This is a genomic window from Janthinobacterium sp. J1-1 (assembly GCF_030944405.1).
GTDB lineage: Bacteria > Pseudomonadota > Gammaproteobacteria > Burkholderiales > Burkholderiaceae_D > Janthinobacterium.
Map to the genome: position 1 here is coordinate 2,807,479 of NZ_CP132339.1, position 26,829 is coordinate 2,834,307.

Annotated in this window: 26 protein-coding genes; 10 read left to right on the plus strand and 16 right to left on the minus strand. The window is 63.1% G+C overall.

Features of this window, described 5'->3' with window-relative positions; all coding sequences use genetic code 11:
• The first annotated feature begins 2 nt into the window (after positions 1-2).
• The 5 genes from Q8L25_RS12710 (at position 3) to Q8L25_RS12730 (ending at position 4,551) form a co-directional block, all read left to right on the plus strand.
• Complete coding sequence (locus Q8L25_RS12710) at positions 3-737, plus strand: FecR family protein (RefSeq protein ID WP_308925166.1); 735 nt, start codon at positions 3-5, stop codon at positions 735-737.
• A gap of 72 nt (positions 738-809) precedes the next feature.
• A complete protein-coding gene (locus Q8L25_RS12715) occupies positions 810-3,194 on the plus strand; it encodes a heavy metal translocating P-type ATPase (protein ID WP_308925167.1) in 2,385 nt (794 codons plus the stop codon).
• Positions 3,195-3,197: 3 nt separating this feature from the next.
• A complete protein-coding gene (cueR, locus tag Q8L25_RS12720) occupies positions 3,198-3,623 on the plus strand; it encodes a Cu(I)-responsive transcriptional regulator (protein WP_308925168.1) in 426 nt (141 codons plus the stop codon).
• 98 nt (positions 3,624-3,721) lie between these two features.
• On the plus strand, positions 3,722-3,937 hold the full coding sequence (locus Q8L25_RS12725; RefSeq protein WP_308925169.1) for a hypothetical protein: 216 nt from the start codon (positions 3,722-3,724) through the stop codon (positions 3,935-3,937).
• An 11-nt stretch (positions 3,938-3,948) separates the two neighbouring features.
• Positions 3,949-4,551 (plus strand): hypothetical protein, encoded by a 603-nt coding sequence (locus tag Q8L25_RS12730; protein WP_308925170.1) that lies wholly within the window; start codon positions 3,949-3,951, stop codon positions 4,549-4,551.
• Here Q8L25_RS12730 and Q8L25_RS12735 read toward each other — a convergent pair.
• From Q8L25_RS12735 to Q8L25_RS12750, 4 genes are read right to left on the minus strand one after another with little or no spacing between them, the layout of a single operon-like run.
• A complete protein-coding gene (locus Q8L25_RS12735) occupies positions 4,517-4,834 on the minus strand; it encodes a hypothetical protein (RefSeq protein ID WP_308925171.1) in 318 nt (105 codons plus the stop codon). The genes Q8L25_RS12730 and Q8L25_RS12735 overlap by 35 nt on opposite strands.
• An 11-nt stretch (positions 4,835-4,845) precedes the next feature.
• Complete coding sequence (locus tag Q8L25_RS12740) at positions 4,846-7,362, minus strand: cbb3-type cytochrome c oxidase subunit I (protein WP_308925172.1); 2,517 nt, start codon at positions 7,360-7,362, stop codon at positions 4,846-4,848.
• Positions 7,359-8,297 carry a cytochrome c oxidase subunit II gene (coxB, locus tag Q8L25_RS12745; protein ID WP_308925173.1) on the minus strand — a complete coding sequence of 313 codons (939 nt, stop codon included), beginning with the start codon at positions 8,295-8,297 and terminating at the stop codon, positions 7,359-7,361. The genes Q8L25_RS12740 and coxB overlap by 4 nt, the downstream gene beginning before the upstream one ends.
• A complete protein-coding gene (locus Q8L25_RS12750) occupies positions 8,294-8,698 on the minus strand; it encodes a c-type cytochrome (protein ID WP_308925174.1) in 405 nt (134 codons plus the stop codon). Before Q8L25_RS12750 ends, coxB begins: the two co-directional genes overlap by 4 nt.
• A 118-nt stretch (positions 8,699-8,816) precedes the next feature.
• Between Q8L25_RS12750 and Q8L25_RS12755 the strand changes: the two genes are divergently transcribed.
• Both Q8L25_RS12755 and Q8L25_RS12760 read left to right on the plus strand, forming a co-directional pair.
• Complete coding sequence (locus Q8L25_RS12755; protein WP_308925175.1) at positions 8,817-9,689, plus strand: c-type cytochrome; 873 nt, start codon at positions 8,817-8,819, stop codon at positions 9,687-9,689.
• Between the two features lie 30 nt (positions 9,690-9,719).
• On the plus strand, positions 9,720-10,460 hold the full coding sequence (locus Q8L25_RS12760; RefSeq protein ID WP_308925176.1) for a glutathione S-transferase family protein: 741 nt from the start codon (positions 9,720-9,722) through the stop codon (positions 10,458-10,460).
• 41 nt (positions 10,461-10,501) lie between these two features.
• Here the strand turns inward: Q8L25_RS12760 and Q8L25_RS12765 are convergent, their stop codons facing one another.
• From Q8L25_RS12765 to yidD, 3 genes are all read right to left on the minus strand, one after another.
• Complete coding sequence (locus Q8L25_RS12765) at positions 10,502-10,711, minus strand: heavy-metal-associated domain-containing protein (protein ID WP_308925177.1); 210 nt, start codon at positions 10,709-10,711, stop codon at positions 10,502-10,504.
• Positions 10,712-10,805: 94 nt separating this feature from the next.
• Positions 10,806-11,747 (minus strand): bestrophin family protein, encoded by a 942-nt coding sequence (locus Q8L25_RS12770; protein WP_308925178.1) that lies wholly within the window; start codon positions 11,745-11,747, stop codon positions 10,806-10,808.
• A 201-nt stretch (positions 11,748-11,948) separates the two neighbouring features.
• Positions 11,949-12,341, minus strand: a complete 393-nt coding sequence (yidD, locus tag Q8L25_RS12775) for a membrane protein insertion efficiency factor YidD (protein ID WP_308925179.1) — start codon at positions 12,339-12,341, stop codon at positions 11,949-11,951.
• Between the two features lie 149 nt (positions 12,342-12,490).
• Between yidD and Q8L25_RS12780 the strand changes: the two genes are divergently transcribed.
• Positions 12,491-13,858, plus strand: coding sequence for an NAD-dependent succinate-semialdehyde dehydrogenase (locus tag Q8L25_RS12780; RefSeq protein WP_308925180.1), 1,368 nt, complete (start codon positions 12,491-12,493; stop codon positions 13,856-13,858).
• A 33-nt stretch (positions 13,859-13,891) separates the two neighbouring features.
• Here Q8L25_RS12780 and Q8L25_RS12785 read toward each other — a convergent pair whose 3' ends face one another.
• Complete coding sequence (locus Q8L25_RS12785; RefSeq protein WP_308925181.1) at positions 13,892-14,875, minus strand: TPM domain-containing protein; 984 nt, start codon at positions 14,873-14,875, stop codon at positions 13,892-13,894.
• Positions 14,876-15,021: 146 nt separating this feature from the next.
• Here Q8L25_RS12785 and Q8L25_RS12790 point away from each other — a divergent pair, with 146 nt between their 5' ends.
• Positions 15,022-17,433: a TonB-dependent siderophore receptor gene (locus Q8L25_RS12790; RefSeq protein ID WP_308925182.1), complete on the plus strand. Its 2,412-nt coding sequence runs from the start codon at positions 15,022-15,024 to the stop codon at positions 17,431-17,433.
• Positions 17,434-17,495: 62 nt separating this feature from the next.
• On the opposite strand, the gene Q8L25_RS12795 is transcribed toward Q8L25_RS12790, so the two are convergent.
• Positions 17,496-18,170 carry a site-2 protease family protein gene (locus Q8L25_RS12795; RefSeq protein WP_308925183.1) on the minus strand — a complete coding sequence of 225 codons (675 nt, stop codon included), beginning with the start codon at positions 18,168-18,170 and terminating at the stop codon, positions 17,496-17,498.
• A gap of 223 nt (positions 18,171-18,393) precedes the next feature.
• On the opposite strand from Q8L25_RS12795, the gene Q8L25_RS12800 reads away from it, so the two are divergent.
• Positions 18,394-18,792: a DUF3304 domain-containing protein gene (locus Q8L25_RS12800; RefSeq protein WP_308925184.1), complete on the plus strand. Its 399-nt coding sequence runs from the start codon at positions 18,394-18,396 to the stop codon at positions 18,790-18,792.
• A gap of 94 nt (positions 18,793-18,886) precedes the next feature.
• Here the strand turns inward: Q8L25_RS12800 and Q8L25_RS12805 are convergent, their stop codons facing one another.
• From Q8L25_RS12805 to Q8L25_RS12835, 7 genes are all read right to left on the minus strand, one after another.
• Complete coding sequence (locus Q8L25_RS12805) at positions 18,887-20,734, minus strand: PhoH family protein (RefSeq protein WP_308925185.1); 1,848 nt, start codon at positions 20,732-20,734, stop codon at positions 18,887-18,889.
• A gap of 270 nt (positions 20,735-21,004) precedes the next feature.
• Positions 21,005-21,427: a peroxiredoxin gene (locus Q8L25_RS12810; RefSeq protein ID WP_374694303.1), complete on the minus strand. Its 423-nt coding sequence runs from the start codon at positions 21,425-21,427 to the stop codon at positions 21,005-21,007.
• 122 nt (positions 21,428-21,549) lie between these two features.
• Positions 21,550-22,509: a polysaccharide deacetylase family protein gene (locus tag Q8L25_RS12815; protein ID WP_308925187.1), complete on the minus strand. Its 960-nt coding sequence runs from the start codon at positions 22,507-22,509 to the stop codon at positions 21,550-21,552.
• Positions 22,509-23,561 carry a bifunctional UDP-4-keto-pentose/UDP-xylose synthase gene (locus Q8L25_RS12820; RefSeq protein WP_308925188.1) on the minus strand — a complete coding sequence of 351 codons (1,053 nt, stop codon included), beginning with the start codon at positions 23,559-23,561 and terminating at the stop codon, positions 22,509-22,511. The genes Q8L25_RS12815 and Q8L25_RS12820 overlap by 1 nt, the downstream gene beginning before the upstream one ends.
• A complete protein-coding gene (locus Q8L25_RS12825) occupies positions 23,558-24,490 on the minus strand; it encodes a formyltransferase (protein WP_308925189.1) in 933 nt (310 codons plus the stop codon). Before Q8L25_RS12825 ends, Q8L25_RS12820 begins: the two co-directional genes overlap by 4 nt.
• Positions 24,490-25,485, minus strand: a complete 996-nt coding sequence (locus Q8L25_RS12830; RefSeq protein WP_308925190.1) for a glycosyltransferase — start codon at positions 25,483-25,485, stop codon at positions 24,490-24,492. The genes Q8L25_RS12825 and Q8L25_RS12830 overlap by 1 nt, the downstream gene beginning before the upstream one ends.
• Complete coding sequence (locus Q8L25_RS12835; RefSeq protein ID WP_308925191.1) at positions 25,482-26,645, minus strand: DegT/DnrJ/EryC1/StrS aminotransferase family protein; 1,164 nt, start codon at positions 26,643-26,645, stop codon at positions 25,482-25,484. Before Q8L25_RS12835 ends, Q8L25_RS12830 begins: the two co-directional genes overlap by 4 nt.
• Positions 26,646-26,829 lie beyond the last annotated feature (184 nt).

Consider the following 26,829-nt stretch of genomic DNA (forward strand, 5'->3'; position numbering starts at 1 on the left):
CCATGCTGATATGCGCCTTGTTGTGGCTGGCGCTGATGAGCGTCAGCCTGCAGGCGATGGCGCAAGTGGCCGGTACGGTCACGCAGCTGAGCGGCCCGCTGATGGCGAAAAAGGCCGATGGCAAGATCAAGGTATTGTCGCTCAAGTCCGAGGTGGAGTCTGGCGACACGCTGGTGACGGAGAAAAACACCTATGCGCTGGTGAAATTCATCGACAGCAGCGAGATCACCCTGAAACCGTCCACCACGTTCGTGGTCGAGCAGTTTGCCTACCAGGCCGACCAGCCCGATGGTGACCGCGCCTCGTTCAACCTGGTCAAGGGCGGGCTGCGTTCGCTGTCCGGCCTGCTGGGCAAGCGCAACAAGGAAAAGTTCTCGCTGAAGACGCCGGTCGCCACCATCGGCATCCGCGGCACGTATTTCATTGCTACCTTCGTGCCAGCGCCGACGCCGGGGCAATCGGCGCTGCCATCCGCGCCGGCGGCGGGGGCCACGCCACCCGGTTTGTATGTGCAGGTGCTCGATGGCATGATCCATGTGAGCAATCCCGCCGGTTCGCTCAATGTCGGCGCCGACCAGTTCGGGTTCACGCCGAGCTTCAAGCAGCCCCCCGTGGCTGTGCCGACCAATCCGGGTATTCCGTTTTCGCCACCGCCCATCTTCAACTCGAGCACGGCGCCGGCCGCAGTCAATAGCGATGCTGGCAAGCCGAATGCCGTCGATTGCATCGTACGCTAATCGGTGCTTGACCTTCCCATCGTTGGATAGCTGATCCTGCAGACATATATTCTTGTCTACAGGATCCGCGCCATGCAGCCAGCTTCCCCCTATTTGCAATCGTTCACGGTCGAAGGCATGACCTGCGCCTCGTGCGTGGCCCGCGTTGAAAAGGCGCTGGCGGCCGTGCCGGGCGTGACCAGCGCCAGCATCAACCTGGCCACCGATACGGCCAGGGTGGCGTCCAGCCAGAACGTGCCGCTGGCCACCTTGCAGGCGGCGGTGGACAAGGCCGGCTATGCGGTGGCCAGCACCGACATCGACCTGTCGGTGGCCGACATGACGTGCGCCTCGTGCGTGGGCCGGGTGGAAAAAGCATTATTGAAAGTGCCGGGTGTCCTGGCCGCCAGCGTCAACCTGGCTACCGAAAGCGCGCGCGTGACGGTCAGCGGCGTCGAGGCGTCCACGCTGGTGGCGGCGGTCACCGCTGCCGGCTATGCGGCCAGCGTGCCGCTGCAGGGCGAGGTCGGGGCACCAGCGCCATCGCGTGACGGAATCAAGGTGGTCTTTGCCGGTCTGCTGTCCTTGCCTTTGATGCTGCCGATGCTGCTGGAGTGGGCCGGCGTCCACCTGATGCTGCCGGGCGCTCTGCAATTCGCGCTGGCCACGCCGGTGCAGTTTTACCTGGGCGCGCGTTTCTACAAGGCGGGCTGGAAGGCGGTGAGGGCGGGCAGTGGCAATATGGACCTGCTGGTGGCGATCGGCACCAGCGCCGCGTATGGCTTGTCGGTCTATCAATGGCTCACAGCCGAGGAGATGTTGCCGCACCTGTATTTCGAAGCGTCGGCGGTGGTGATCACCCTGGTGCTGCTGGGCAAATGGCTGGAAGGGCGCGCCAAGCGGCAGACGGCTTCGGCTATCCGGGCCTTGCAAGTGTTGCGGCCGGCCTCGGCGCGCGTGCGCCGCGACGGCGTGGAGAGCGATGTGCCGGTGGAACAGGTCAGGCTGGGCGACCTGGCGGTGATACGGCCCGGCGAGCGGGTGGCCGTCGATGGCGTGGTGATCGATGGCGCCAGCCAGGTCAACGAGTCGCTGATCACCGGTGAAAGCCTGCCGGTCGACAAGCATGTGGGCGACCAGGTCACAGGCGGCGCCATCAATGGTGACGGCTTGCTGCTGGTCAGGACGACCGCGGTCGGCGCGGAGACCACCTTGTCGCGCATTATCCGCCTGGTGGAAGACGCGCAGGCCGCCAAGGCGCCGATCCAGCACCTGGTCGACAAGGTCAGCGCCATTTTTGTTCCCGTGGTGCTGGGGCTGGCGCTGCTGACCTTGCTCGGTTGGTGGTTCACCAATGGCGACCTGGAAACCGCCATCATCAATGCCGTCGCTGTGCTGGTGATCGCCTGCCCGTGCGCGCTGGGCTTGGCCACGCCGACCGCCATCATGGCCGGCACCGGCGTGGCGGCACGTTACGGCATCCTGATCAAGGACGCCGAAGCGCTGGAGGTGGCGCATGCCGTCACGACTGTCGTGTTCGACAAGACGGGTACTTTGACGGTGGGCAAGCCGGTGCTTGCCGCACTGCATGCGCATGGCGTGGACGAGGAGCGACTCCTGCTGCTGGCGGCCAGCATACAGTCGGGCAGCGAACACAGCCTGGCCAAGGCCGTGCTGGAGGCGGCCGGCGCGCGCGGCATCGTGGCCTTGTCGGCGAGCGGCCTGTCGGCCCTGCCGGGCCGGGGCCTGGCGGCGCAGGTCGATGGCATGGCGCTGAAACTGGGCAGTACGCGGCTGATGCAGGAGGAGGGTGTGGACATGTCAGCCTTGGCCAGCCAGGCGCAGGCGCTGGAAGCTGCCGGCAACACGATTTCCTGGCTGTCTGCCGGCACGCAATTGCTGGGATTGTTCGCCTTTAGCGACCAGGTCAAGCCCGGCGCGCGCGAGGCGATCGCCCGGCTGCACGCGCTGGGCATCGCCACCGTCATGCTGACGGGCGACAACCAGGGCAGCGCCGAGGCGGTCGGCAAGCAGCTGGGTATCGACACGGTGGTGGCCAAAATGCTGCCGGCCGATAAAACCGCTAGAATCATGGAGCTGAAAGCGGCCGGTGCGAAGGTCGCCATGGTGGGCGACGGCATCAACGATGCGCCCGCGCTGGCGGCGGCCGATGTTGGTATCGCCATGGCTACCGGTACCGACGTGGCCATGCATGCGGCCGGCATTACCCTGATGCGCGGCGATCCGGCTCTGGTGGCGGACGCCATCGACATCTCGCGCCGCAGCTACAGCAAGATACGGCAGAATCTGTTCTGGGCATTTATCTATAACCTGATCGGCATTCCGCTGGCCGCGTTCGGCTTGCTGAACCCCATGGTGGCGGGCGCGGCGATGGCGTTCAGCTCGGTCAGCGTGATCAGCAATGCCTTGCTGCTGCGGCGCTGGAAGGCGCACGGCGCGCATCACCAAGAGGAGTAAGCAATGAATATCGGCCAGGCGGCAAGCGAGACGGGTGTCTCGGCAAAAATGATACGGTATTACGAAAGCATTACGCTGTTGAAACCCAGCGCGCGCAGCGATGCCGGCTACCGCATCTACACACCGCAAGACCTGCACGCGCTGCATTTCATCAAGCGTTCGCGCAACCTGGGCTTTTCGCTGGAACAGATCCGCGAACTGCTGTCGCTGTGGCAAAACGACCAGCGCGCCAGCGCTGATGTAAAAACCATTGCACTGGCCCATGTGGCCGACCTGAACCAGCGCATCGCCGAACTGACCGACATGCGCGATACCCTCAGTCAACTGGCCGGTTCCTGCCATGGCGACGACCAGCCCGATTGCCCGATCTTGCAGAATCTGGGGCTGGCGATGGGGGAAGGCGGAACCGGTAAAGCATGTTGTGGTTAATGTCAAACTTCCTGCTCAAAACCTGCGCCGTAACGGATGTATAATTTGCAGGCGCCGTTAGACGGCGAGTTCATTTGAATTTGACAGGAGCCGATAGCATGAGTGCAAAATCAGCTTTCTCGCGCAGCGACGTGGCTGCCATCATGATCCGGATGTCGAACGGCCATCCTGGCGCGGAGTTTCCCGCTTCAAGCTTGTCGCATGCGCCTGCCTCCCCCGTCGCCGCCAAGATCATGCGTGAAATAGGGGTGTCGCGTGAAAAGATGCGTCAGGCGTATGGCTATGCCAAGAGCGTGGTGTTGGCCCAAAAATAGGATTGTTGGCGGTGGTCTACAATACCATTTATGAAAAACTGACGGCTGACCCAAACGATCTGGTCGGTGCGTTTGCCTACATCATCTACAAGCAGCAAAAAGTCGACTATTTCAAGTCTTTTGGCGGGCGCGAGTTGCGTCGTGAAGAAGTGGAGAGTTTCCATGCCATTGCCGCCCTGGATACGTCCATTGCCGCATATCGCACACAGGGCGAGGCGCTGGCGCAAACCTTCCTTAACGCCAGTCTTGATGAACTGGTGGAACGCACCGAAGCCGCTACGCGCAAAGATACCCTACACCGGCAAATTGATACGGTTCATGCCGGCTTGGCCGCCAGGCTGGCTGCCATCAGTGAAAGCCTCAATGCCAGACGCACATTGTCGGGTTGGGCGCGCGATGTCGCCGGCAATCTGCTGGTCAATCTGGTGTCGATTTTCGTGCTGGGTGCGCTGCTATTGGGTTACCGGTTCAGCGGCGAGTTACAGCAAAGCGCGGAAAAGAAGGTCGGCGTCAACGCACCCGGTGTGGATCAAGGCAGCCAAGGAAGAGCCGTTGCACCAGGCGGTGCAGCAAAGAGCGTCAATACCGGAGCAGCACCAGCGGAAGACAGGTAAGCAGCACGCCAATCATACCCAGCACCGCGCAGGCCGCGCTGGCCCAGTCCAGCATGCTGATGGCGCCACCCGCATGCAAGCGTCGCACTGCGCGCCAGCACAGCACTGTCAGTAACGCCAGCGCCAGCAGCGAGGCGATCCCCACCGTCCACAAGAGCGACGCCTTGCCGAAGCGACCCTGCTCGGCCGCCACAATATAGCAAAAGAAAAAGTGCATGCCCCATACCAGCAGCGGCAGCGACGGTTGCAGCAGTTGACGGAGCAAATGGTCTTGTGCGCGCATGGAGATTTTCCTTAGCCCATCAACGACGGCATCAAGTGCACGAGGGCAATGCCGACGATGCCCTGCAGCGCCGTGCCGTGCCACAGCAGGCTGCAGTTGTCGAGCGTGACGCGGTGGCTTGGCAGCAGCCGGTTGGCCCACGAACGGGCGCACAAAAATCCTGCCACCAGCACCAGGATCACCACATGGAAGCCCTGGTAGGCCAGCAATGCCGCCACGGTGGCGGCCCAGGCGCTGGCGGTTGGCGACAGTCCCGCCAGCGCCTGGCTATACCAGGCCAGGCCGAAGCCGGCCAGCGCGCAGGCCAGCGCCAGCAGCACGGCCAGACGCAGCAATCCTTGCCTGTTGCTTAATTGCATTTTGCGCGCCCACAGCATCATGATCGATCCCAAAATCAACAGCGCGCAGGCGGCCCACGGCCACAGCGGCGCCGGCAATCTGGCGCCCGGCGGCGGGCAGATCTGCAATGCCATGGCACTATGGATATGCGCAAAGGCGAAGGCCGCAAAGATGCTGGCATCGACCACCAGCATGATGATGGTGGCGCACCAGGAGTGGGATGCCGGGCCGGTGATGCCGACCGGCAGCACGACGGTGTCCGATACCCGCGCCGTCGTCACGGGCGGTGTGCTGTCCGACTGCCACATCCAGGCGATGATCGCCACGATGGCGGCAATCCCGCAAGCCCACGCCAGCCGGGTCTGTTCTATCGTCAGCAGCAGGAAGAAGCCGGCCGTGCCCAGCGCGCCGACCAGCGGCCATGCGCTGTCGCCGGGCAAGATCTGCAGGTACAAGGGGCGCGCCTGGACCGGGCTGGTGATTATCGTTTCGCGCAAGCCCGTGACGGTGCCGGGCAGCCAGTGCCGGCCGGCCACCACTTCGTCGGGCAAATCCGGCTGGTCCCACAAGGGGTGGCGCGAACGGATATCGGGAATGCTGCGCACGGCGTAGTCTTCCATCGGCAGCCATTCGAGGGTGGCGGCGCGCCACGGGTTGCCGTGTTCCTGCTTGGGTTTGCGCAGGGTGCGCACCAGGTCGATAAAGAACAGCACGATGCCCAGCGCCAGGATCAGCGCGCCGATGCTGGACGCCATGTTCAGATTGTTCCAGCCCATGTCGGCCGGATAGGTGTAGACGCGGCGCGGCATGCCCCACAGGCCAGTCAGGTGCATGGGGAAAAACGCCAGGTTGAAGCCGCCGAACATCAGGCTGAAGACCCAGCGCGCGCAGCGCTCGGACAGGCGGTGGCCGTTGACCAGCGGCATCCAGTAATAAAAGCCGGCAAACATCGGGAACACCATGCCGCCGATCAGCACATAGTGCAGATGCGCGACGATGAAATAGGTGTCGTGCGCCTGCCAGTCGAACGGCAGCACGGCCACCATCACGCCCGTCAAGCCACCGAGCACGAAGATGAACATAAAGCCGAGCAGGAACAGGGTAGGGGCGTTGGCTGGACTGGCCTGGCCGCGCCACAAGGTGGCGATCCAGGCAAACACCTGCACGGCGGTAGGGATCGCCACGGCCATGCTGGCGGCCGATACCAGGCTCATTTCCAGCACGCCTAGCCCGGCCGTCAACATATGGTGGGCCCACAGCGCAAAGCTGAAAAAGCCCACCGCCAGCAGGGCCGCCACGATAGAGCGGTGACCGACCAGGGCCGTGCCGGCCAGGGTCGGGATCATGGTCGAGACCATGCCGGCGGCCGGCAGGAAGATGATATACACCTCGGGATGGCCGAAGAACCAGAACAGGTGCTGCCACAGCAGCGGATCGCCGCCGCGCTCGACGATAAAGAAGGGCCAGTCGAAGGCGCGCTCCATTTCCAGCAGGGTGGTGCCGGCGATCACGGCCGGAAAGGCAAACACGATCATCACGCCGACCACCAGCATGGCCCAGGCATACACCGGCATCTTCGACAAGGTCATGCCCGGCGCACGCGTATAGAGAATGCCGACGATCAGTTCGATCGCGCCGGCAATCGCCGAGATCTCGATAAAGCCGATGCCCAGCAGCCAGAAATCGGCATTGAGGCCCGGCGAATACTCCTTGCTAGTGAGCGGTGGATACATGAACCAGCCGCCGTCGGGCGCCAGGCCCCAGAACAGGCTGGTAAAGAACCCCAGGCCGCCGACCGCGTAGGCCCAGAAGGCATATGCCGACAGGCGCGGAAACGGCAGATCACGCGCACCGAGCATGCCGGGCAGCAAATACACGGCGATCGCCTCGACCACGGGAATGGCGAACAAGAACATCATCACCGTGCCGTGCATGGTAAAGATCTGGTTATAGGTGCCGGCCGACAGAAAATCATTTTCCGGCACCGCCAGCTGCAGGCGGATCAGCAGGCCCAAAATGCCGGCCAGCACGAAGAACAGCAGCGCCGTGCCGATATACAGCAGGCCGATATTGTTGTTATTTACGGTCGTAAAGAAGCGCCAGCCGGTCGGCGTGCGCCAGACTGCTTCCAGCTTGGCCAGTTCGTCCGGTGGACGCGGCAGGGAGCTTGGCAATGCGGAGTGTGTCATTGCAGTTGCTCCAGGTAAGCGGTGAGGGCGGCCAGGGTTGAAGTGTCGAGGTCGCCAGCGGCCGGCATGCGCACGCCCGGTTTGCTGGCATGCGGGTCGGCGATCCAGCCTGCCATGGCGCCGGGACTGTTGCGCAAGGTGCCTGCGCCCAGGTACAGGCGGCTGCCAATATGGGTCAGGTCCGGCCCCAGTTGCGCCTCGTTTTCGACTCCGCGCACCGTGTGGCAGGCAACGCAGCGCCGGGCGACAAACGCGTCGCGCCCGCGCAGCGCCAGCGCGCCGGTGGGCGTCGCGGCCGGCCTGGCCTGGTTCGCCAGCCAGGCCGTGAATTCTTCGGGCGTTTGCACCACCACATGCAGCGCCATGCGCGCATGCTGTTCGCCGCAGTATTCGGCGCACTGTCCGCGGTACACGCCGGGCTTGTCGGCGCGCACTGTCATGCCGTGCAGGCGGCCCGGCAGCATGTCGACCTTGCCGGCCAAGGCTGGCACCCAGAAGCTGTGGATCACGTCGGTACTGGTGAGGCCCAGGTAGACGCTTTGCCCGGCCGGCAGGCGGATTTCATTGGCCAGCACGATATCGCGTCCGCTGGCCGGGTCGGTGTAGCGCACTTCCCACCACCACATCTTGGCGGTGACCGCGATCTTGACCGCGTGCTGCGACGACGGGCGCGTCAGGTGGGCGCTGCGCAAGGTGCTCCAGGCCAGGAGCGCCGTCAGCATCACCAGCGGCAGCACCACGCCGCCGCCGATCAGCCAGCGCAGCGGCCGCACCGGCGCGCCTGATTTTTTGCGGCGCAGCGCCAGCGCCAGCAGCACCATCATGCCCAGCAGGATCACGCTGGCGCCGATGATCAGCAGCCACGACAGATTGTGGATGATGGCCGCGTCGGGGCCGGCCGGATGCAACGCCGATTGCCGGAAGTCTGCGCTCATGGCAGGCCATACAAATAGGCGGCCATGTCGCGCGCCTGGTCGGCGGACACGCCCATGGCCGGCATCAGGGCGCCTGGCTGCATGGCTTGCGGATCGACGATCCAGCGCACCAGTGTTTCGGGCTGGTTCGGAAACTGGCCGGCGATATAGCTCTGCTTGCCCATATTCGCCAGGCTGGGGCCCATGTAACTGCGCGCGGCCGGCACGTCGGGGATCTGGTGGCAGGCGCCGCACTGGAACTGCGCCAGCAGGCGCTGGCCCCGTTCGGCATTGCCCAGGGGCGTGGCGGAAGCGGGAGGCGCCGGCATGTCGCGCATGTCGCAGGCGCTGGCCAGCAAGGCGCAGCCCAGCAGGCAGGTCAGGCGGGCATACGGTCGACAGTCGATCAAGGGCTTGCGCACGATTGCTTCCTGCTGAAAGCTGGTGAATCTTTATACTACGATAAAGGTATTATTTTCTTGCGTTCAATAGAAATGCCGGCGCAGCAAGCCGGCCGCCACTGTCAAAGGAGCCGCCCTGATGCCTACGCGCCGCGCGACCATCGTTCGCACCATCGCCGCCACCCTGCTGGCGTGCGGCGCCGCAGGTGCGCTGGCCGGCGTGTTCGTGCTGAAAAGCGGCTGGTACAACATCGGCGCCACCAAGCAGCACTGGCAACCCGTGTACAGCGTGCTGGAGCAGGGCATGCACGAATCGGTGCGCCACCATGCCAGCGAGGTGAAGGTGCCCGAGCCCCTGGCCGCTGGTGCTGCCAAAGAGCAACTGGTAGCCGGTGCCGGCCTGTACCGCCAGCATTGCGCGCAGTGCCATGGCGCACCGGGCGTGGCGCAGGAAGCCATCGGCCAGAGCATGCAGCCGATCCCGGGGCCGCTGGTCGACGCGGCCAGGCGCTGGCGCAAGAACGAGCTGTACTGGATCACGCGGCACGGCATCAAGATGAGCGGCATGCCGGCCTGGGGCCATCATCTGGATGAAGAGCAACTGTGGGCGGTGGTGGCGTTCCTGGGCCAGCTGCCGGCGATCTCGGCGCAGGACTATGCACAATTGGCCAGCGCAACGGCGCCGTTGAACCACCAGCCGCAGACCACGCATGGCCGTGCGCCGAATCCGGCCACCAGCATCGAACGGGGCAAGGTCGCGCTGACGCAATTCGCCTGCCGGGCCTGCCACATGATCCCCGGCATCACCGGCTCGGAAGTGTTCGTGGGGCCGCCCCTGGACAAGCTGGCGCAACGGCGCTACCTGGCCGGGCGCCTGGCCAATACGGATGCCCATCTGCAGCAGTGGATACGCGATCCGCAGTCCGTGAAACCGCAGACGGCCATGCCGAAGCTGGGCGTGGGCGCCGACGATGCGCGTGACATGGCGGCCTACCTGCTGAGCCTTGATTGATTGTGTTGTGCCACCCTAGAGAGGTCATCCATGAGCGCACCGTATCTGCTGTATTACTGGCCCACCATCCAGGGCCGCGGCGAATTCGTCCGCCTGGCGCTGGAAGAAGCGGGCGCCGACTACCAGGACGTGGCGCGCCTGCCCGAGCGCAAGGGCAAGCGGCAGGGCATGAGCGCGCTGCTGGCCTGCCTCGATGGCGATGCCACGCCGCAAGTGGCGTATGCGCCGCCGGTGCTGGGCCATGGCGAGCTGCTGCTGGCCCAGACGCCGAATATTTTGTTTTATCTGGGCAAGCAGCTGGGCCTGGCGCCGCGCGCCGAGGCCGGCCGGCTTTGGCTGAACCAGTTGCAGCTGACCATGGCCGACTGGCTGACGGAAGTGCACGACACGCATCATCCCTTGGCGATGGGCCAGTATTATGAAGACCAGGCGGCCGCCGCCGCCTTGCGTTCGGCAGATTTCCGTGCAACGCGCCTGCCGAAATTCCTCGATTATTTCACCCAGGTGCTGGCCAATAACGGCAGCCGGGGCGGCTTTCTGGTCGGCGCCAAACTGACGTATGGCGACCTGTCGCTGTTCCAGATGATGGCCGGCCTGCGCTATGCCTTTCCGCAGGCCATGGAACGGCTGGCACCACGCTACCAGGCGCTGTCCGACCTGCATGACAGCGTGGCGGCGCGGCCCAATATTGCCCGTTACCTCAAGTCCAAAAGGCGATTGCCGTTCAGCGAGGAAGGGATCTTCCGGCATTATCCGGAGCTGGATGGGTGAGTTGTGGCTTCTGTGGCTGTTGTCGGATTACGGCCCTTGACCTATCCGACCGATGCGGATTTGGTGACCGGATAACCGGCTTCCACGATGGCCGCGCTGATGGCTTCCAGCGCCTTGTCGGTGCCGACCTTGACGCTTTTCTCTTCCAGCTCGATCTGCACTTGTGCCTGCGGGTCGACCGACTGCACGGCCTTGGTGACGGCGCTGACGCAATGGCCGCAGGTCATGTTTTCAACTTGTAACTGGTACATGGCGATTCCTCCTGAATGGTTAACATGGCCACTATAAGCCTTGCTGCCATGGGAAGGTCAAGCGGCGCACCTGCCGTGCGGCGCCTGGTGCCGATCAGGTCAACATGAAGTTTTCCGGCTGCATCGGCGGCGGCACCTGCTCGTCCTGCAGCGACTCGCGCAGGTTGATTTCAATCGTGCGGCAGATGGCCGACAGCGGCAGGTCGTTGGCGTCTTCGCCGAACGGCTCTTCGATCTCGTCGCCGAGCGCGTCCAGGCCAAAGAAGGTGTAGGCGACGATGGCCACCACGAACGGCGTCATGAAACCGAGCGAGTCGACCAGGCCGAACGGCAGCAGGAAGCAATACAGATAGGCCGTGCGGTGCAGCAGCAGCGAGTACGAAAACGGAATCGGCGTGCCGCGGATGCGTTCGCACGAGGCGCCGGCGCCCACCATGGCCGAGATCGAATTGTCGAGCTGCGCGGCCAGGATGGTGTCGATGCGTTGTTCGCGCACGCAGGTGGCCAGGTCATGGCCCATCTGCTGCATCAGGTAGTCGGACGGGTTCGACGACTTGCAGGCCAGCTCCCATTCGCCGGGCCGCAGCAGCGGCTGCAAATCAGACGCGCACTTTGAATCGCGCAACTGGTGGCGCAGCGCATGGCAAAAGGCGATGGTGCGGCAGACCATGCGCACGCGTACGTCGTCCAGCCCAAGTTTTGCGTGCGCCACCGTGTCGCTCTGGATCATGCTCTGGCACTGGCGCGAAAAGTTGCGGCTACGCAGCACCAGTTCGCCCCACAGCTTGCGCCCTTCCCAGTAGCGGTCATAGGCGGCTGTATTGCGAAAGCCGAGGAAGATCGCCAACGGCAGGCCGATCAGGGTAAACGGGATGGTGGTGAGGATCACCTTGTGGTCGAACAGCGTGCCGTGGCACCAGGTGACGAGGGTGGCGATCAGGGTGTTGACGATCAGGGTGACGCGGATGCGCGGCAGGATGGAACCGCGCACGATAAGGAACAGCCTTAGCGCCGAAGGGCGTTCGCGCACGATCATGGCATGCTCCCGAAGCTGGTGGAGAAAGGAGACAAGTGCTGCGAACAACAAGCCCGCAAGGCGTGCGGACCGGAATGGGTGTTCATGGGTGGCAATGTAGGGGAGAGGGCAGGAGTATAGGCCGCCAGTTTGCGGGCCGCCAATTCAGAATGGCGATGGCAGTTATTCATTTTATGAATGTATATTTCATAAATATCATAATCAAGCTGATTTTTTCTTTTTGCGCGGCCAGTCGCAGCAATCGAGCAGCTCGCTTGCATCACAGGCGCAGTTCGCACAATCCGCCGATGGCAGGTCGCAGTCGCAATAGCCGGCCTGCGCCTGATGGCGGGCGGCGCGGTATCGCATGGCGGATGCCGCCGCCTGATGTGCCTGGTAATGCCGGCTGCAGGCACGCGTGCGGCGCCGTAGCAATGCCATTCCGCGCAGCAGGCCGAACCGTTCGATCGCGCGATAGCCATAGGCGGAACAGCTGTCGCGTCCGGTCAGCACGCGGAAGGCGCACGCATAGCCTTTCAGCGGCGACAGGTAGCGCTGGTAAGCGCGGATGACCAGCAGGGCGGGGTAGGCAAGAATGATGGCGCTCCCATGCATTTAAAACAAGCAGCATACGTCCAGTGCTGCTTTTGGGCAAATATTTGAGGCCGCCACTATGTACGTCCCCGAACGGTAGCGTTTGCCTTACCGGCGCATACTGAAAAGCTACCCATGCAATCGCGGGGCGTCATGACAAAGGAAAACAGATGAGCTATCAGACCACGAATCCGTACAGCGAACAGATCGAACAAACCTTCACGCCGCACAGCGACGCGCAAATGGAAACCATCCTGGCCCAGGCCGCCACCACCTTCGAGAGCGACTGGCGCCAGCGCAGCTTCGCCGAGCGCAAGGCCGTGGTCAAGAAAGCGGCCAGCCTGTTAAAAGAGCAGCGCGACGATTTCGCCAAGCTGATCACGCTGGAAATGGGCAAGCTGTTCAAGGAAGCGCAGCAGGAAGTGTCGCTGTGCGTGAAAATCCTCGACTACTACGCCGACAACGCCGAACAGTTTTTGGCGCCCAAGCAACTCGACGTCAAGCGCGGCGAGGCCAGCGTGGAAATTGCGCCGCTGGGCGTGATCTTCTGCGTCGAGCCGTGGAACTTCCCGTATTACCAGCTGGCCCGCGTGGCCGGCCCGAACTTGATGGCCGGCAATACGCTGGTCGTGAAACACGCGTCGAACGTGCCGCAATGCGCGCTGGCGTTTGAAAAACTGTTTGCCGATGCGGGCGCGCCGGCCGGCGCCTACACCAATGCCTTTTTCTCCAGCGAGCAGGTGGCCACGGCGATTGCCGACCCGCGCGTGCAGGGCGTGGCGCTGACCGGCAGTGAACGGGCCGGCGCATCGGTTGCCGCCACCGCAGGCAAGGCCTTGAAAAAGACCACGATGGAACTGGGCGGCAGCGACGCCTTCATCGTGCTGGGCGACGCCGACATGGACCTGGCGGTGAAACTGGCCGTGATCGGCCGCATCCAGAATTCGGGCCAGGTCTGCGACGGCTCGAAACGTTTTATTCTGGCCGACAGCATCGCCGACACCTTTGTCGAACGCTTCCAGGCCGAACTGGCCAAGTTGCAGGCGGGCGACCCGATGGACGCGGCCACCACGCTGGCGCCATTGTCGAGCGAAGCGGCACTGAAGCTGGCCGTGAAACAGGTGGGCCAGGCGGTCGAAGGCGGCGCGAAAGTGCTGCTGGGCGGCAAGCAAGTTGACCGCACCGGTTACTTCATGGAGCCGACCATCCTGACCGATGTGACACCCGACAATCCCGTCTACTACCAGGAGTTCTTCGCGCCCGTCGCCATGATCTTCCGTGTGAAAGACGAGAACGAGGCGATCACGCTGGCCAACGACTCGCCGTTCGGTCTGGGCGGCACCATCATCACCACCGATATCGCGCGCGCCAAGAAACTGGCCAGCCAGATCGAGACGGGCATGGTCTTTATCAACTCGCCGGCGATCACGGCGCCGGACCTGCCATTTGGCGGCGTCAAGCATTCCGGCTATGGCCGCGAACTGTCGGACCTGGGCATCATGGAGTTCGTCAACCGTAAATTGGTGCTGGTGGGATAACCCTGCGCCGCATGGTGGTGGGGCCTGCCGGCCTTACCACGATCCCGACGCGCCACCTCCGCCCGAGCGCCCGCCGCCGCCGGAGGTGCCGCTGCCGCCCGACGAACCGCCGCCCGACGTTCCACCACCGCTGCGCCGGTCATTGCGCTCCCGCTTCTTTTGCGGCCCGCCACGCGCAAACCCCAGCGAAAACAGATAGACCCCGAGCCACGCCAGTGTTTGACTGCGCGCCTTCGGCAAGTGATATTTGCGCACATTGTTCGCCACCATCCACCAGCGCAGCAGCAGCCACGCCAGCACCACCGTGCCCGCAATGATCCAGCCGCGCCAGTCGCTGGCGAACAGCAGTACCACCGACACCGCGACGATCACGCTGGCCAGCAGGCCGAACACGCCCGCAAACAGCGACATGCCGAGCGCAAACAGCAGCAGGAAACCGAACAGGCCCAGCACGATCCATTTGGCGGCGCCCGAGATTTCCTTGTTCGCGACCTTGGCGCCAGCCAGCGGCGCGGCGGCCGGCTGGCCCGAAATGACAGCCAGCATGGCGTCGACGCCATCGGCCACGCCGCCCTCGATATCGCCTTGTTGGAAACGCGGCGCGATCACCTCGCGCACGATGCGCGCGCTGTGCAGATCCGTCAGTTTGTCTTCCAGTCCATAACCGGTTTCGATGCGCATCTTCCGGTCGCCGGTGGCGATCACCAGCAGCGCGCCATCGTCACGCCCCTTGCGGCCCGGCTGCCATTGTTCGAATACCGCCACGGCATAGGCGTCGATCGAGGTGTCCGCAGGCAGGCGGTCGACCGTCAGCACGAATACCTGGTGGCCGCTTTGCGTCTCGAAGGTTTTCAGTGTCGCGTCGATGGCCGGGCCGCGTGCGGCCAGCACGCCGGCGTAGTCGTTTACATGCGATTGCAAGATGGGAAGCGGCGTGGCCGCGTGCGCCAGCGTCATCGCCATCAGGCACAGTGCGCACAGCCAGGTCCAAAGACGCGACAAACGAGGTGAAATCAACAGCAGCTCCGGGAAAAGTGAGAGGCCACGGCATGCATGGCCGTGATGAGATTATCATTTATTTTCAACAAAACCTGACCGATCCGCATTTTCAAGGCACCTGCTTGATAGACACCCTCTTTGGCACGCACTTTGAAAGGCATCACATGTCAGCCGGCAATCAGCAGCATCGTTCTTCTTTAAAATTAAAATCCAAACCGCTAGTCCAGGCCGTTTCACTGGCCGTCTGCAGCCTGGCGCTGTATGCGGGCGCACCAGCCGATGCGTACGCGCAGGCGCAGCCGGCCAGCAACCAGCAGGGAGCGCGCCTTGCCTACAGCATCCCCGCCGGACCATTGGCGCCGGCGCTGCGCAGCCTGGCCAGCGCGGCGAATGTCCTGCTCAGTTATACGCCGGATCAGGCCAGCAGCAAGACGACAGCCGGGCTGCAGGGCCAGTACACGCCGCAGGCGGCGCTGGCCGCCTTGCTGGCGGGCACCGGGTTGCAGGCGGTGGAACTGGCGCCGGGCAGCTATGTGCTGCGCGCCGCCGCTGCCGTCGCAGCCAAGGCGCCCGACGCCGTGATGCCGCTCATTTCCGTCACGGCCGTGCAGGATGGCGAGGCGGCGACCGTCGCGCGCGGCTATGCGCCGGTCAGCGTGGCCGCCACCAAGATCGGCACGCCGCTGATCGAGACGCCGCGCGCCGTGTCGGTGGTCACGCACGAGCAGCTCAAGGCGCAGGCGCCGAAAAACATCGAGCAGTCGCTGGCCTACACGGCCGGCGTGATGACCGACGTGGCCGGCACCGACGTGCGCATGTCGGGCGCTACCATCCGCGGTTTCAGCGACGGCAGTTCGTACTACCAGGATGGGCTGAAGCTGCTGTCGGCCGGCAGCTATGGCTCCTGGAATGCCGAGATGGAAGAGGTCGAGAGCGTGGAAGTGGTCAAGGGGCCGGCGTCCGTGTTCTATGGCCAGGGGCGCCCTGGCGGCATGATCAATGTCACTTCCAAGCTGCCCGGGCGCGATCATGTCAATACGGTGGGCGTATCGGCCGGCCGCTACAGCAATTACCAGGCGAATGCCGACCTGGGCGGCGCGCTGGGCGCCAATGACGATCTGCTGTACCGCGTGATCGTCAGCGGGCGCAACGCCGACGATCGCCTGGTCGGCTCGCAGAACGACCGCCTGTCGCTCTCGCCCTCGTTGCGCTGGGCCATGTCTGGCCGCAGCAGCCTGACCCTGCTCGGTACCTGGTCGCAGGAGCGCGGTACGCCGAAATCATGGTGGCCCAGCCTGTTCGTCTATCCGCAAATCAAGGACTTGCCCGTCAGCCGCACGGCGGGCGACCCGTCGTTCGATTACTTCAACCGCGATACGCGCGCGCTCGGCTATATGTTCGAGCATGCGATGGACAGCGGCTGGCGCCTGACGCAGAACCTGCGCTACTCGACCATCAAGGTCGATTACCAGCATATCTACGCGATGGACCTGCTGGCCGACGGCCGCACCGCCACGCGCGCCAACCTGGCGGAAAAAGTCGATGGCAAGACCTTCACGGTCGACAGCCGCGCGCAGCAGGACTTTCGCTGGGGTGCAGTGGAGCACCGCGTGGTGCTGGGTGTCGACTATCTGAAATACAAGGAAAATGACGGCCTGGGCTTTGGCTGGGACGTACCGAATCTCGATATCTACGCGCCCGTGTATGGCCAGGCCATTGCCGCGCCAGAACTCGAGTACAACCACAAGCAGCTGAGGCAGACCGGCATCTACACCTTGAACCAGTTCAAGCTGCAACAGTGGGTCGCCAATCTCAGCCTGCGCCACGACCGCGCGAGCAGTTCGCAGGCGGCCACCACCACCACGCGCATCAGCGACAGCGCCACCACCGGCAGCACCGGCCTCTTGTACCTGTTCGACAATGGCGTGGCGCCGTATGCCAGTTATGCCACCTCTTTCGATCCTGCCACCGGCAGCGATTTTTATGGCAAGGCTTTCCAGCCGCGCAAGGGCAAGCAGGTGGAACTGGGCGTGAAATACCAGCCGCCCGGCAGCAGCACCTTGCTGACGGCGTCGCTGTTCGACCTGACGCAAACCAATGTCACCACGCAGGACCCGGAACACCCGCGCGCCTCGATACAGACCGGCGAAGTGCGTTCCACCGGGGTGGAGCTGGAAGCGACCTTCAAACCCGTCAATGAACTCAATGTGCTGGCCGGCTACACCTACCTCGACCCGCGCACCACGAAAAGCAACCGTGCCTGGGAGCTCGGCCGCCAGACCATCCAGACCACGCGCCATGCGGCCAGCCTGTGGCTCGACTACCGCCCCAATGTCGTGCCCGGCCTGATGCTGGCCGCCGGCCTGCGCTACCGTGGCAGCGCGCCCTACAACGGCGCCGCCAACGCCCTTTACATGAACGATCCTTATACGTTGGCCGACCTGGCGGTCGCGTATGAAACGGCACGCTACCGGCTGGCGCTGAACGTGGGCAACGTATTCGACAAAAAATACTTCGGCGGCATCTTTCGCGGCGCCGAACGCGAAGCGCAGCTGAGCCTGAAAGTCAATTTTTAAGTTGTGGCATGCCGGGGTCCGACCCGCCGGGTCGTATCCCAGCCTTCCGTTTTGGGTCTCAGCTACCCGATTGAATGACGCCAGCAATACACCCCGAACGCCACCAGCCACGCCAGCGCTACCCCCAGCCCCGGCAGCAGCAGCCATTTCGCCACCGTCTCTTCCCACGCCACATAGGGTTTGCCGCCGCGCGCCAGCGCCAGCAGCACCTGGCCGCCGCTCAGGCCGCCAAACGGCAGCAGGTTGAACGCACACAGTTTCACACTGACAAGGGCAGCCACCAGTGCAAAGCCGTGCGAACGGGCAAACACCTCGCCATCGGCCAGCAGCAGTTGCGCCGTGTTCAAAGGCGCCAGCGCGCCCGCGATAATCTGCGCAAACGCGTCCGTAAAACTATCCCATCCCTGCGCGCCCAGCAAGCCCAGCGCCAGGATCAAGGGCACCACCACGCCACTGAGCGGCACGGCGAGCTGTTGCCACAGCGGCCGCTCGTTATAAATATCGTTGCCACGATCGTCGTCGTAAATGTCTTCTTCACGCGTGTCCTTCAGCACCACGCTGCCGGCAAACGGCAGCAACCTGATCTGCGCCCTGCCAACCGAAAACAGGGCCGGCCCCACGCCATAGGCAATGCGGCGTATCGTGATGCCGAAGGCGCGGGCGCACAGCGCCATCGCAGACACATGGAGCAGCATGAAGACAAAGGTGGCGAGCAGGAACTGGAAGGCTGGGTGCATTGCGGCAGGGGGAAAGTTGGTGAACCGTATTAGAGCATGTCGCCTGCAGAAACCGCGTTCCGCCTGAAACCTTGTAATATGGGCAATCTTGTGCGGAAAAAATGCGGCATGGCTGGCGTGACAGGGAGAACAGAGCATGAAGTGCACGAACAGATGCGTTGTGGCGTTGCTGGCGATCGTTTTATGCTGTCTCGGCGCTGGCTGTGGCGAGCGGACCAAGCTTTTGAGCCTGGTCGGCTATAACCATACCGAGCATGGGATCGGCGGCTATGTCGTACGGCTGGCGGACGGCTCGTGGGATGAAGCAGGTTATCTCGATCCGGGCGGGGGCGGCGGCAGCATGATGGGTTCCGTGTCGGTCCCCAGGCAATGGCAGCCGGGCATGACGGTCACGGTCATCATGTACACGGTAAAAGATGGCCAGGACATCCATGTGGTCAAGGTCGTGCCCGTGCCCCGTTATGACGCCGCGCATGCCAACTACTTTGTCGTGCATTTCCTGCATGACGGCAGCTACAAGGTCTTGGTCACCCGGGTGCTGCTGGGACACCGTGAGTATCCGCTGTCCGGCAAGGAAGCGGAACTGGTGCCGGGCGAGCCGCTGGAAATCGTCTGGGAGTGAACCGGCGCGACAGCTGCACGTAAAAAAGCCCCGCCCGCATCGCTGCGGCCGGGGCTTTTCAATACTGCGGCAGCTGGCGCTGCCCGGTAAAAAATTACAACACTTCGCTGGCGTGATCGGCCAGGCGCGAACGCTCGCCGCGCGCCAGGGTCACGTGGCCGCTGTGCGACCAGCCCTTGAAGCGGTCGACCACATAGGTCAGGCCGCTCGAACCTTCGGTCAGGTACGGCGTGTCGATCTGGGCGATATTGCCCAGGCACAGGATCTTCGTGCCGGGACCGGCGCGCGTGACCAGGGTCTTGACCTGTTTCGGCGTCAGATTCTGCGCTTCATCGATGATCAGGAATTTGTTCACAAAAGTGCGGCCGCGCATGAAGTTGAGCGACTTGATCTTGATGCGCGAGCGGATCAGGTCTTGCGTTGCCGCACGGCCCCATTCGCCGCCATCCGAGTCGGACTTGTTCAGCACTTCCAGGTTGTCGTCGAAGGCGCCCATCCATGGCGACATCTTCTCTTCTTCCGTACCCGGCAGGAAACCGATGTCTTCGCCGACCGGCACCGTCACGCGGGTGACGATGATTTCGTTGTAGAGCTTGGTTTCCAGCACTTGCGCGAGACCGGCGGCCAGGGCCAGCAGGGTCTTGCCGGTACCGGCCTGGCCCAGCAGGGTGACGAAGTCGCATTCCGGATTCATCAGCAAATTCAGCGCGAAGTTCTGCTCGCGGTTGCGCGCCGTCACGCCCCATACGTTGTTCTTGGTGTGGCTGAAGTCGCGCAGCGTCTGCAGCACGGCCGTCTTGCCGTTGATCTGTTTTACCTGGCCGTAGAACGGCGTTTCGCCGTTTTTCGGTTCCAGGTAGATGAACTGGTTCACCAGCAGCGACGGGATGAACGGGCCGGTGACGCGGTAGAACGTCGAGCTGTAGCCGTTCTTGCTTTCCTGCCAGGATTCCATGTCCTTGCCGTGCTTGTTCCAGAAGTCGTCCGGCAGTTGCACGATGCCCGAGTACAGCAAGTCCGTGTCTTCCAGCACATGGTCGTTGAAGTAGTCTTCGGCCGGCAGGCCCAGCGCGCGCGCCTTGATGCGCATGTTGATGTCCTTCGACACCAGCACCACCGGGCGGCCCTCCTGTTCCGATTCGAGCGAACGCACGACGGCCAGGATCTGGTTGTCGGCCTTGCCGACCGGCAGGCCGGCTGGCAGGTCGGCGCTTTGCAGACGCGTCTGGAAGAACAATCGGCCCTTGGCGTCCTTGTTGCCCAGCTTGGACAGCGCAATGCCGTGCTCGATCGCGTCGTCGTCGGTATTGCTGATCAGCGCGTCGAGCGTGCGCGACACCTGGCGGGCGTTGCGCGCGACTTCCGTCATGCCCTTCTTGTGGTTGTCCAGCTCTTCCAATGTCATCATCGGCAGGTAGACATCGTGCTCTTCGAAGCGGAACAGCGACGAAGGGTCGTGCATCAGCACATTGGTGTCGAGCACGAACAGTTTCGATACGCCACGCTGGTCGGCGGCGCGGCTGGCCGACGATTTGAGCTGGACTTCGACCGGCTTGTGCTTGGCCGGATGGGCTTGCTCGGCCTGTTTGACGGACTTGATCGGCGTGACTTTCGCCACTGGCGCTTCGGCCACCTTGGCCGGTGCCTTGGCTTTGGCGGCAGGCTTGGCCTTGGCCGCTGGCGCTGGTGCAGCGGCGACCGGCGCCGGTGCCGCGACAGGTGCAGGTGCAGGCTTGGCGACCATCAGTGCCGCCACTTGCTTGATCTTGGTGGCCGCATTGCGGACCGGTTTTGCAACTTCGGCGATCGCCGCTTCAATAATCGGTGCAGCCACTTTCTTGGCTGCCGGGGTTTTGGTGGCCGGGCGCGCTGCGCCTGCGGTTGGGTAATCTTGGGTGGCCAGGATGGTGGCTGGCTTGCTCGGTAATTTTGGCAGTGGCATCAGGATCTCAATCAAAAAATTTCTGGAATGAATCTCCCACGGGCAGCCAAATCATGGCGGCACAGCATGGGGTGGATGCGGGAACAACAATGGAACAGGACGATATGACTGCCGACTGGCCGGCTTGCTGAGCCGGTAAGGAGATCCATCAGCGGGCGCTGGGCCCGGCTGGCGGAGTGGAGTGAGGCGCTTCGTTGACTCAAAATGGCGATAGCTGCTGTGAACTGAACGATAGGTTGGACGACGCTTGCTGCAAACCCGACATGCGCATCAGTTCAGACGCGCCACGAATTCCAGCACTTCTTCCACGTGAGTTGCGACCTTCACGCCTCGCCATTCTTTCACTATTCGGCCCTCAGCGTCAATCACAAACGTGCTGCGCTCGACGCCGCGCACGGTCTTGCCATACATCTGTTTCATCTTCATGACATTGAATTGCAGGCACATGGCCTCGTCGGGATCGGAAATCAGCTCGAACGGCAGCTCCAGCTTGGCCTTGAAGCTTTCATGCGAGCGCAGGGAATCGCGGCTGATGCCGTAGATGTCCACATTGGCGGCGGTAAATTTGTCGTAGGCGTCACGAAACGCGATGTTTTCCGTGGTGCAGCCCGGCGTGTTGTCTTTCGGGTAAAAGAACAGCACGCTGGCCTTGGCTGGACGGCCCAGCAATTGAAAGGTCTTGCCGCTGGTCATGGCGGCGGTAAAATCGGGTACGGCAACGAGGGATAGGCTATCAGCCACAGGTTCTCTCCTGAACGGTGATCATCAGCGCTGTTTTTAACCTGGCAACGCATCCAGGTGGAACAATACAGCATTCAGGCGGCTTTGCCCTGCACGATCAGGCGTCCCGAGCGACCCGGCAATTCATCCCAGGTGATGGGGCAGACGGGCAATTCGGACTGTTTGACCTTGTCATGATACTCGGCCATCGAGGCAAATTGATAACCCTGGGCTTGCCAGCCTGTCAGCAGTTGCTCGAAAATGGGGGCGAGTTTCTGTCCTTCAAGCTCTGCGTGCAAAGTATAGACATGATCGCGGCGGTTTTCCGCCGTCAGGGACAGGATATGGTCGGCAATATTGCTGGTGGTGAGCATTTTGCCATCAATCTGGCATCCAAGCAATTCGTCGAGGGTGGGCAGGGTGGTCGGCAGCTGCACGCATTGCAGTACTGTATTGCCATTGCGCAGACGGTGCGGACCGTCGCTGGCGCGTACCATGGCGCCCCGTTCGTCCAGCATGGCGCGCCCGTCCGAGGCGTAGGCATAGCCGGCCGCGTCGTGTTCGACAAAGGCGCTGACATTCATTTGCCAGCCGGCCGCACCTATGGTGTGCGCCGGCGCGCCGAATACCTGCGCAAAGCGGGCGGCGGCCTTGCGCATCATGGCGGTGGTCCAGCCGGCCTCGCGGCGGGCCACGTTGTCCTGCCACAAGGTGTGGTCCCAGGTATGGATGCCGCATTCGAAGCCGGCGTCGCGCACGGCGCGCAATTCATCCGCGCACAGCTTGCCGATGTCCGGACCCGGCAGCAAGGTGCCGTACATCAATGTTTTCAAGCCATAGTGCTCGACCACCGAAGTGCGCGAGACCTTGCTGAAAAAACCGGGCCGCAGGGCCCGGCGCAAGGCCCAGCCCGTATGGTCGGGGCCCAGCGAAAACAGGAACGTCGCCTGGGCCTGGTGCGCGGCCAGCATGCGCACCAGATTGCCCATGCCCTCGCGGGTGCCGCGATAGGTGTCGACGTCGATCTTCAGTGTCAATAAGGGTTTGCTCAACATTAATCCATCAGCGCTTGCGCCTGCGTGACCTGGCTGCGGTAGGCATCGAAAATATGGCGCAGCGCGTCGCTCATGCCGGTGGTCGGCGCCCAGCCCAGTTCTTCGCAGGTATTGGTAATCTTCGGCACGCGGTTCTGCACGTCCTGGTAGCCGGCGCCATAGTAGGCGCCCGAGGTGGTTTCCACGATTTTCACATGCTGCGCGCCGTCGGCGTATTCCGGGTATTCGGCGGCCAGGGTCAGCATCATGCCGGCCAGCTCGCGGATCGAATAGTTATTGCCCGGATTGCCGATATTATAGATCTTGCCGCTGGCAATGCCGTTCCGATTGGCGATAATGTGCATCAGCGCATCGATGCCGTCGTCGATATACGTGAACGCGCGTTTTTGCGCGCCGCCGTCGACCAGCGAAATGTTTTCACCGCGCACGATATGGCCGAAGAACTGCGTCACCACGCGCGACGAACCTTCCTTCGGCGTGTGGATGGAATCGAGGCCGGCGCCGATCCAGTTGAACGGGCGGAACAGGGTGAAGTTCAGCCCTTCCATGCCGTAGCCCCAGATCACGCGGTCCATCAGCTGCTTGGCGTTCGAATAGATCCAGCGCGGCTTGTTGATCGGACCGCAGATCAGTTCCGAGTTCTCCGGATCGAATTCCTCGTCGTGGCACATGCCGTACACTTCCGAGGTCGACGGGAACACCAGGTGCTTGCCGTACTTGGCGGCCGAACGCACGATCGGCAGATTCGCTTCGAAGTCCAGCTCGAACACGCGCAGCGGCTGCTTGACGTAGGTCGACGGCGTGGCGATCGCCACCAGCGGCAGGATCACGTCGCATTTCTTGACGTGGTACTCGACCCAGTCCTTGTTGATGGTGATGTCGCCCTCGAAGAAATGCATGCGCGATTTGTATTCCGGGTTCTCCAGCACATCGCTGATGCGGTCCGAATTCATGTCCATGCCGTACACATGCCAGTCGGTGGTTTCCAGGATGCGCTTGGACAGGTGATGGCCGATAAAACCGTTGATGCCGAGGATGAGTACTTTTTTCATATGAATTTCTCTTGGATGGTATTGAGGGTGCTGGCATGGGAAGCCAGCTGGTCTTGCAGTTGTGCGGCAGAAATCGGTGCGCCATCGGCGTGCAAGGAGGAAATGGCCAGCAGCCGGCCGTCGCCGCAGACGCCGGCGATGGCGCCATCGACGATGGCCAGGCCCGGTGTCAGCTTGACTGGCGCAAGCTTGCTCAATCTGGCTTGCTGGATCACGTAGGTGACGCCATTGAGCTCGGTAAACGCGCCAGGATAGGGCGGCGCGACGGCGCGGTGCAGGTTGTAGACCTGCTGCGCCGGCAAGCTCCAGTCGATGCGGCCATCGGCCGGTTTGCGGCCACCGAAGTAGCCGCCCTGGGTCAGGTCGTTCGGCAGCAGCGGCGCGCTGCCGTCCAGCAGGGCCGGCAGCACGCGCCACAGGGTCTGCTCGGCCGCCACGGTGACCTTGCCGAATACCTCGAAAGCGGTGTCGTCGGGCAAAATCGGCACGGCGGTCTGCGCGACGATGGCGCCGGCGTCCGGTTTCACCGTCATCGCGTGCAGGGTGGCGCCACTCTCGCGGGCGCCGTGCAGCACGGCCCAGTTGACGGGTGCGCGGCCACGGAACTGCGGCAGCAGCGAGCCGTGCATGTTCCAGGCCGGCGCCACATCGAGGATGCCTGCTGGCAGCATATGGCGGTAATAAAAGCTGAACAGCATGTCGGGCCGGGCGGCCTGCACTTGCGCCAGCAGTTCGGGCGACCCGGCATCGGGCGGCGTAATAAAAGCAATGCCCTCCATGCGGCACAGGCTGGCGACCGACTCGAACCACAGGTTTTCCTGCGGGTTGTCCTCATGCGTGACCACCAGCGCGATATCGACGCCGCCGGCCAGCAGCACCTTGATGCAGCGCACGCCCACATTGTGATAGGCGAAAACGACGGCGCGCATCAGCGGGCCACCTGGCGTTTTTCCAGGCGCACATACGGCAGGGCTTCCGCCTCGGCCTGCGCCATGCCGTCCTGCAAGATGGTCTGCACCACGTAGCGGGGGCGGGCGCGCACCTGCTGGAAGATGCGGCCCACGTATTCGCCCACCAGGCCGATGCCGAACAGGATCACGCCCATCAGGAAGAAGGCGACCGCGAACAGGGTAAACACGCCCTCGGCTTCGGCGCCGAACAGGAAGCGGCGCGCCAGAAGGTAGATCACCAGCAGTGCCGAGCTGAACGACAGCAGCATGCCCAGCATGGAAAAGATCTGCAGCGGGATCAGCGAAAAGCCCGTCACCAGGTCGAAGTTCAGGCGGATCAGGCTGTACAGCGAATACTTCGATTCGCCTGCCGCCCGCTCCTCGTGTTCGACGATGATCTCGGTCGGTTTGCGGGCAAAGGTGTAGGCCAGCGCCGGCACGAAGGTATTGACTTCGGCGCACTGGTTGACCAGGTCGATCACATTGCGGCCATAGGCGCGCAACATATTGCCCTGGTCGGTGATCTTGATATTGGTGATGCGTTCGCGCAGGCGGTTCATCATTTTCGAGGCCACCGTGCGCCAGGCGGAATCCTGCCGCTTGCGCCGGATCGAACCCACGTAATCGTAGCCTTCGCGCATCTTGGCCACCAGGTTGCCGATTTCCTCGGGCGGGTTTTGCAGGTCGGCGTCGAGCGTGATCATGATCTGGCCGCGCGACACCTCAAAGCCGGCCAGGATCGCCATGTGCTGGCCGTAGTTGCCGTTGAACAGTACCACCCGCGTCACTTCCGGGCGCTGGCGGAATTGCTCGGCCAGCAGGGCCACGGAATTGTCGCGGCTGCCGTCGTTGACGAAAATGATTTCGTAGCTGGTCTGCAAGGCGTCGAGCGCCGGGTACAGGCGCGCGAACAGGCTGGCCAGGCCTTCCTGTTCGTTGTAGATCGGAATGATGACCGACAGTTCAGGTTTCATGATGGGGTTCCTTCCTTGACGAGGATGGATTTGACGGCGGCCACGGCCCGTTCCACGTCGGCCAGGGTCATGGCGTAGAACATCGGCAGGGTGACGGTCAGGCGGCCGATGGTTTCCGCATGGGGAAACATGCCTTCGCTAAAGCCGCGTGCGCGGTACAGGCTGAACAGGTGGATCGGCGCGTAATGAAAGCCGGTGCCCACGTTCAGTTCGGCCATCTGGCGCATGAAGGTGGCGCGCGTGTCGGGGCCGTGGTCGGGCAGGATGATCTGGAACAAATGCCAGTTGCTGTTCTCGAAATCGGCCACCGGCAACTGCGCGCCGCTGGCCGCTTCGAAACCGCTGCCGAACTGGACAAAGTAATGGCGCGCCAGCGCGCGGCGGTGCGCGGTGATGGCGTCGAGCTTGGCAAACTGGCCGAGACCAATCGCGGCCATGATGTCGCTCATGTTGTACTTGCCGCCCAGCACATCGACGTCGATGCCGTCCACGCCGCTGCGCGTGACGCCCTGCAGGCGGAATTTCTCGGCCAGCTTGGCTTCTTCCAGGTTGTTCAGCACCAGCGCGCCGCCTTCGCCGGTGGTGATGTTCTTGTTGGCCTGGAAGCTGAACGACACCATGTCGCCAAACGAGCCGATCGGACGGCCTTTCCACGAAGAGCCCAGCGCCTGCGCCGCGTCTTCGATCACGCGCAAATTGTATTGCCTGGCGATCGCATACAGGCGGTCCATGTCGACCGGCAAGCCGGCCAGGTAGACGGGAATGATGGCGCGGGTGCGTGGTGTAATGGCCGCTTCCAGCTTGTCGAGGTCGATATTGCGCGTGACCGGGTCGATATCGGCAAACACCGGCGTGGCGCCCACTTCGATGATCACGTTGGCCGTCGCCACCCACGACACGGGCGTGGTGATGACTTCATCGCCTGGCCCTATGCCGGCCACGCGCAGCGCGATTTCCATGGTGCAGGTGCCGGAATTGAAGGTGCGCACAGGGCGCCCGCCGCAGTACCCGGACAATTGCGCTTCGAAGGCCTGCACTTTCGGGCCACTGGTGATCCAGCCCGAGCGCAGCACCTCGCCGACGGCGGCAATCGTGGCCTCGTCGATGGTGGGCTTGGAAAACGGCAAAAATGGCAGGGGCGGGGTCGTAATGTTTGTCATGCTGCACTCACTGTTTCTCGGTTCAGGCTGGTCATTCGCCATGTGGCGCGCTCGCGAAAGCCGCCTGCAAACAAGGCGTTTGCAGGCACTTCCATTTTAAAGCTTCTCAATTTTGCGGCACGGTCAATTTCAGCGGGGGCGGGGCTGAGATCCGTGCTGCGGAAGGGGTGGCAATTTCGGCGAA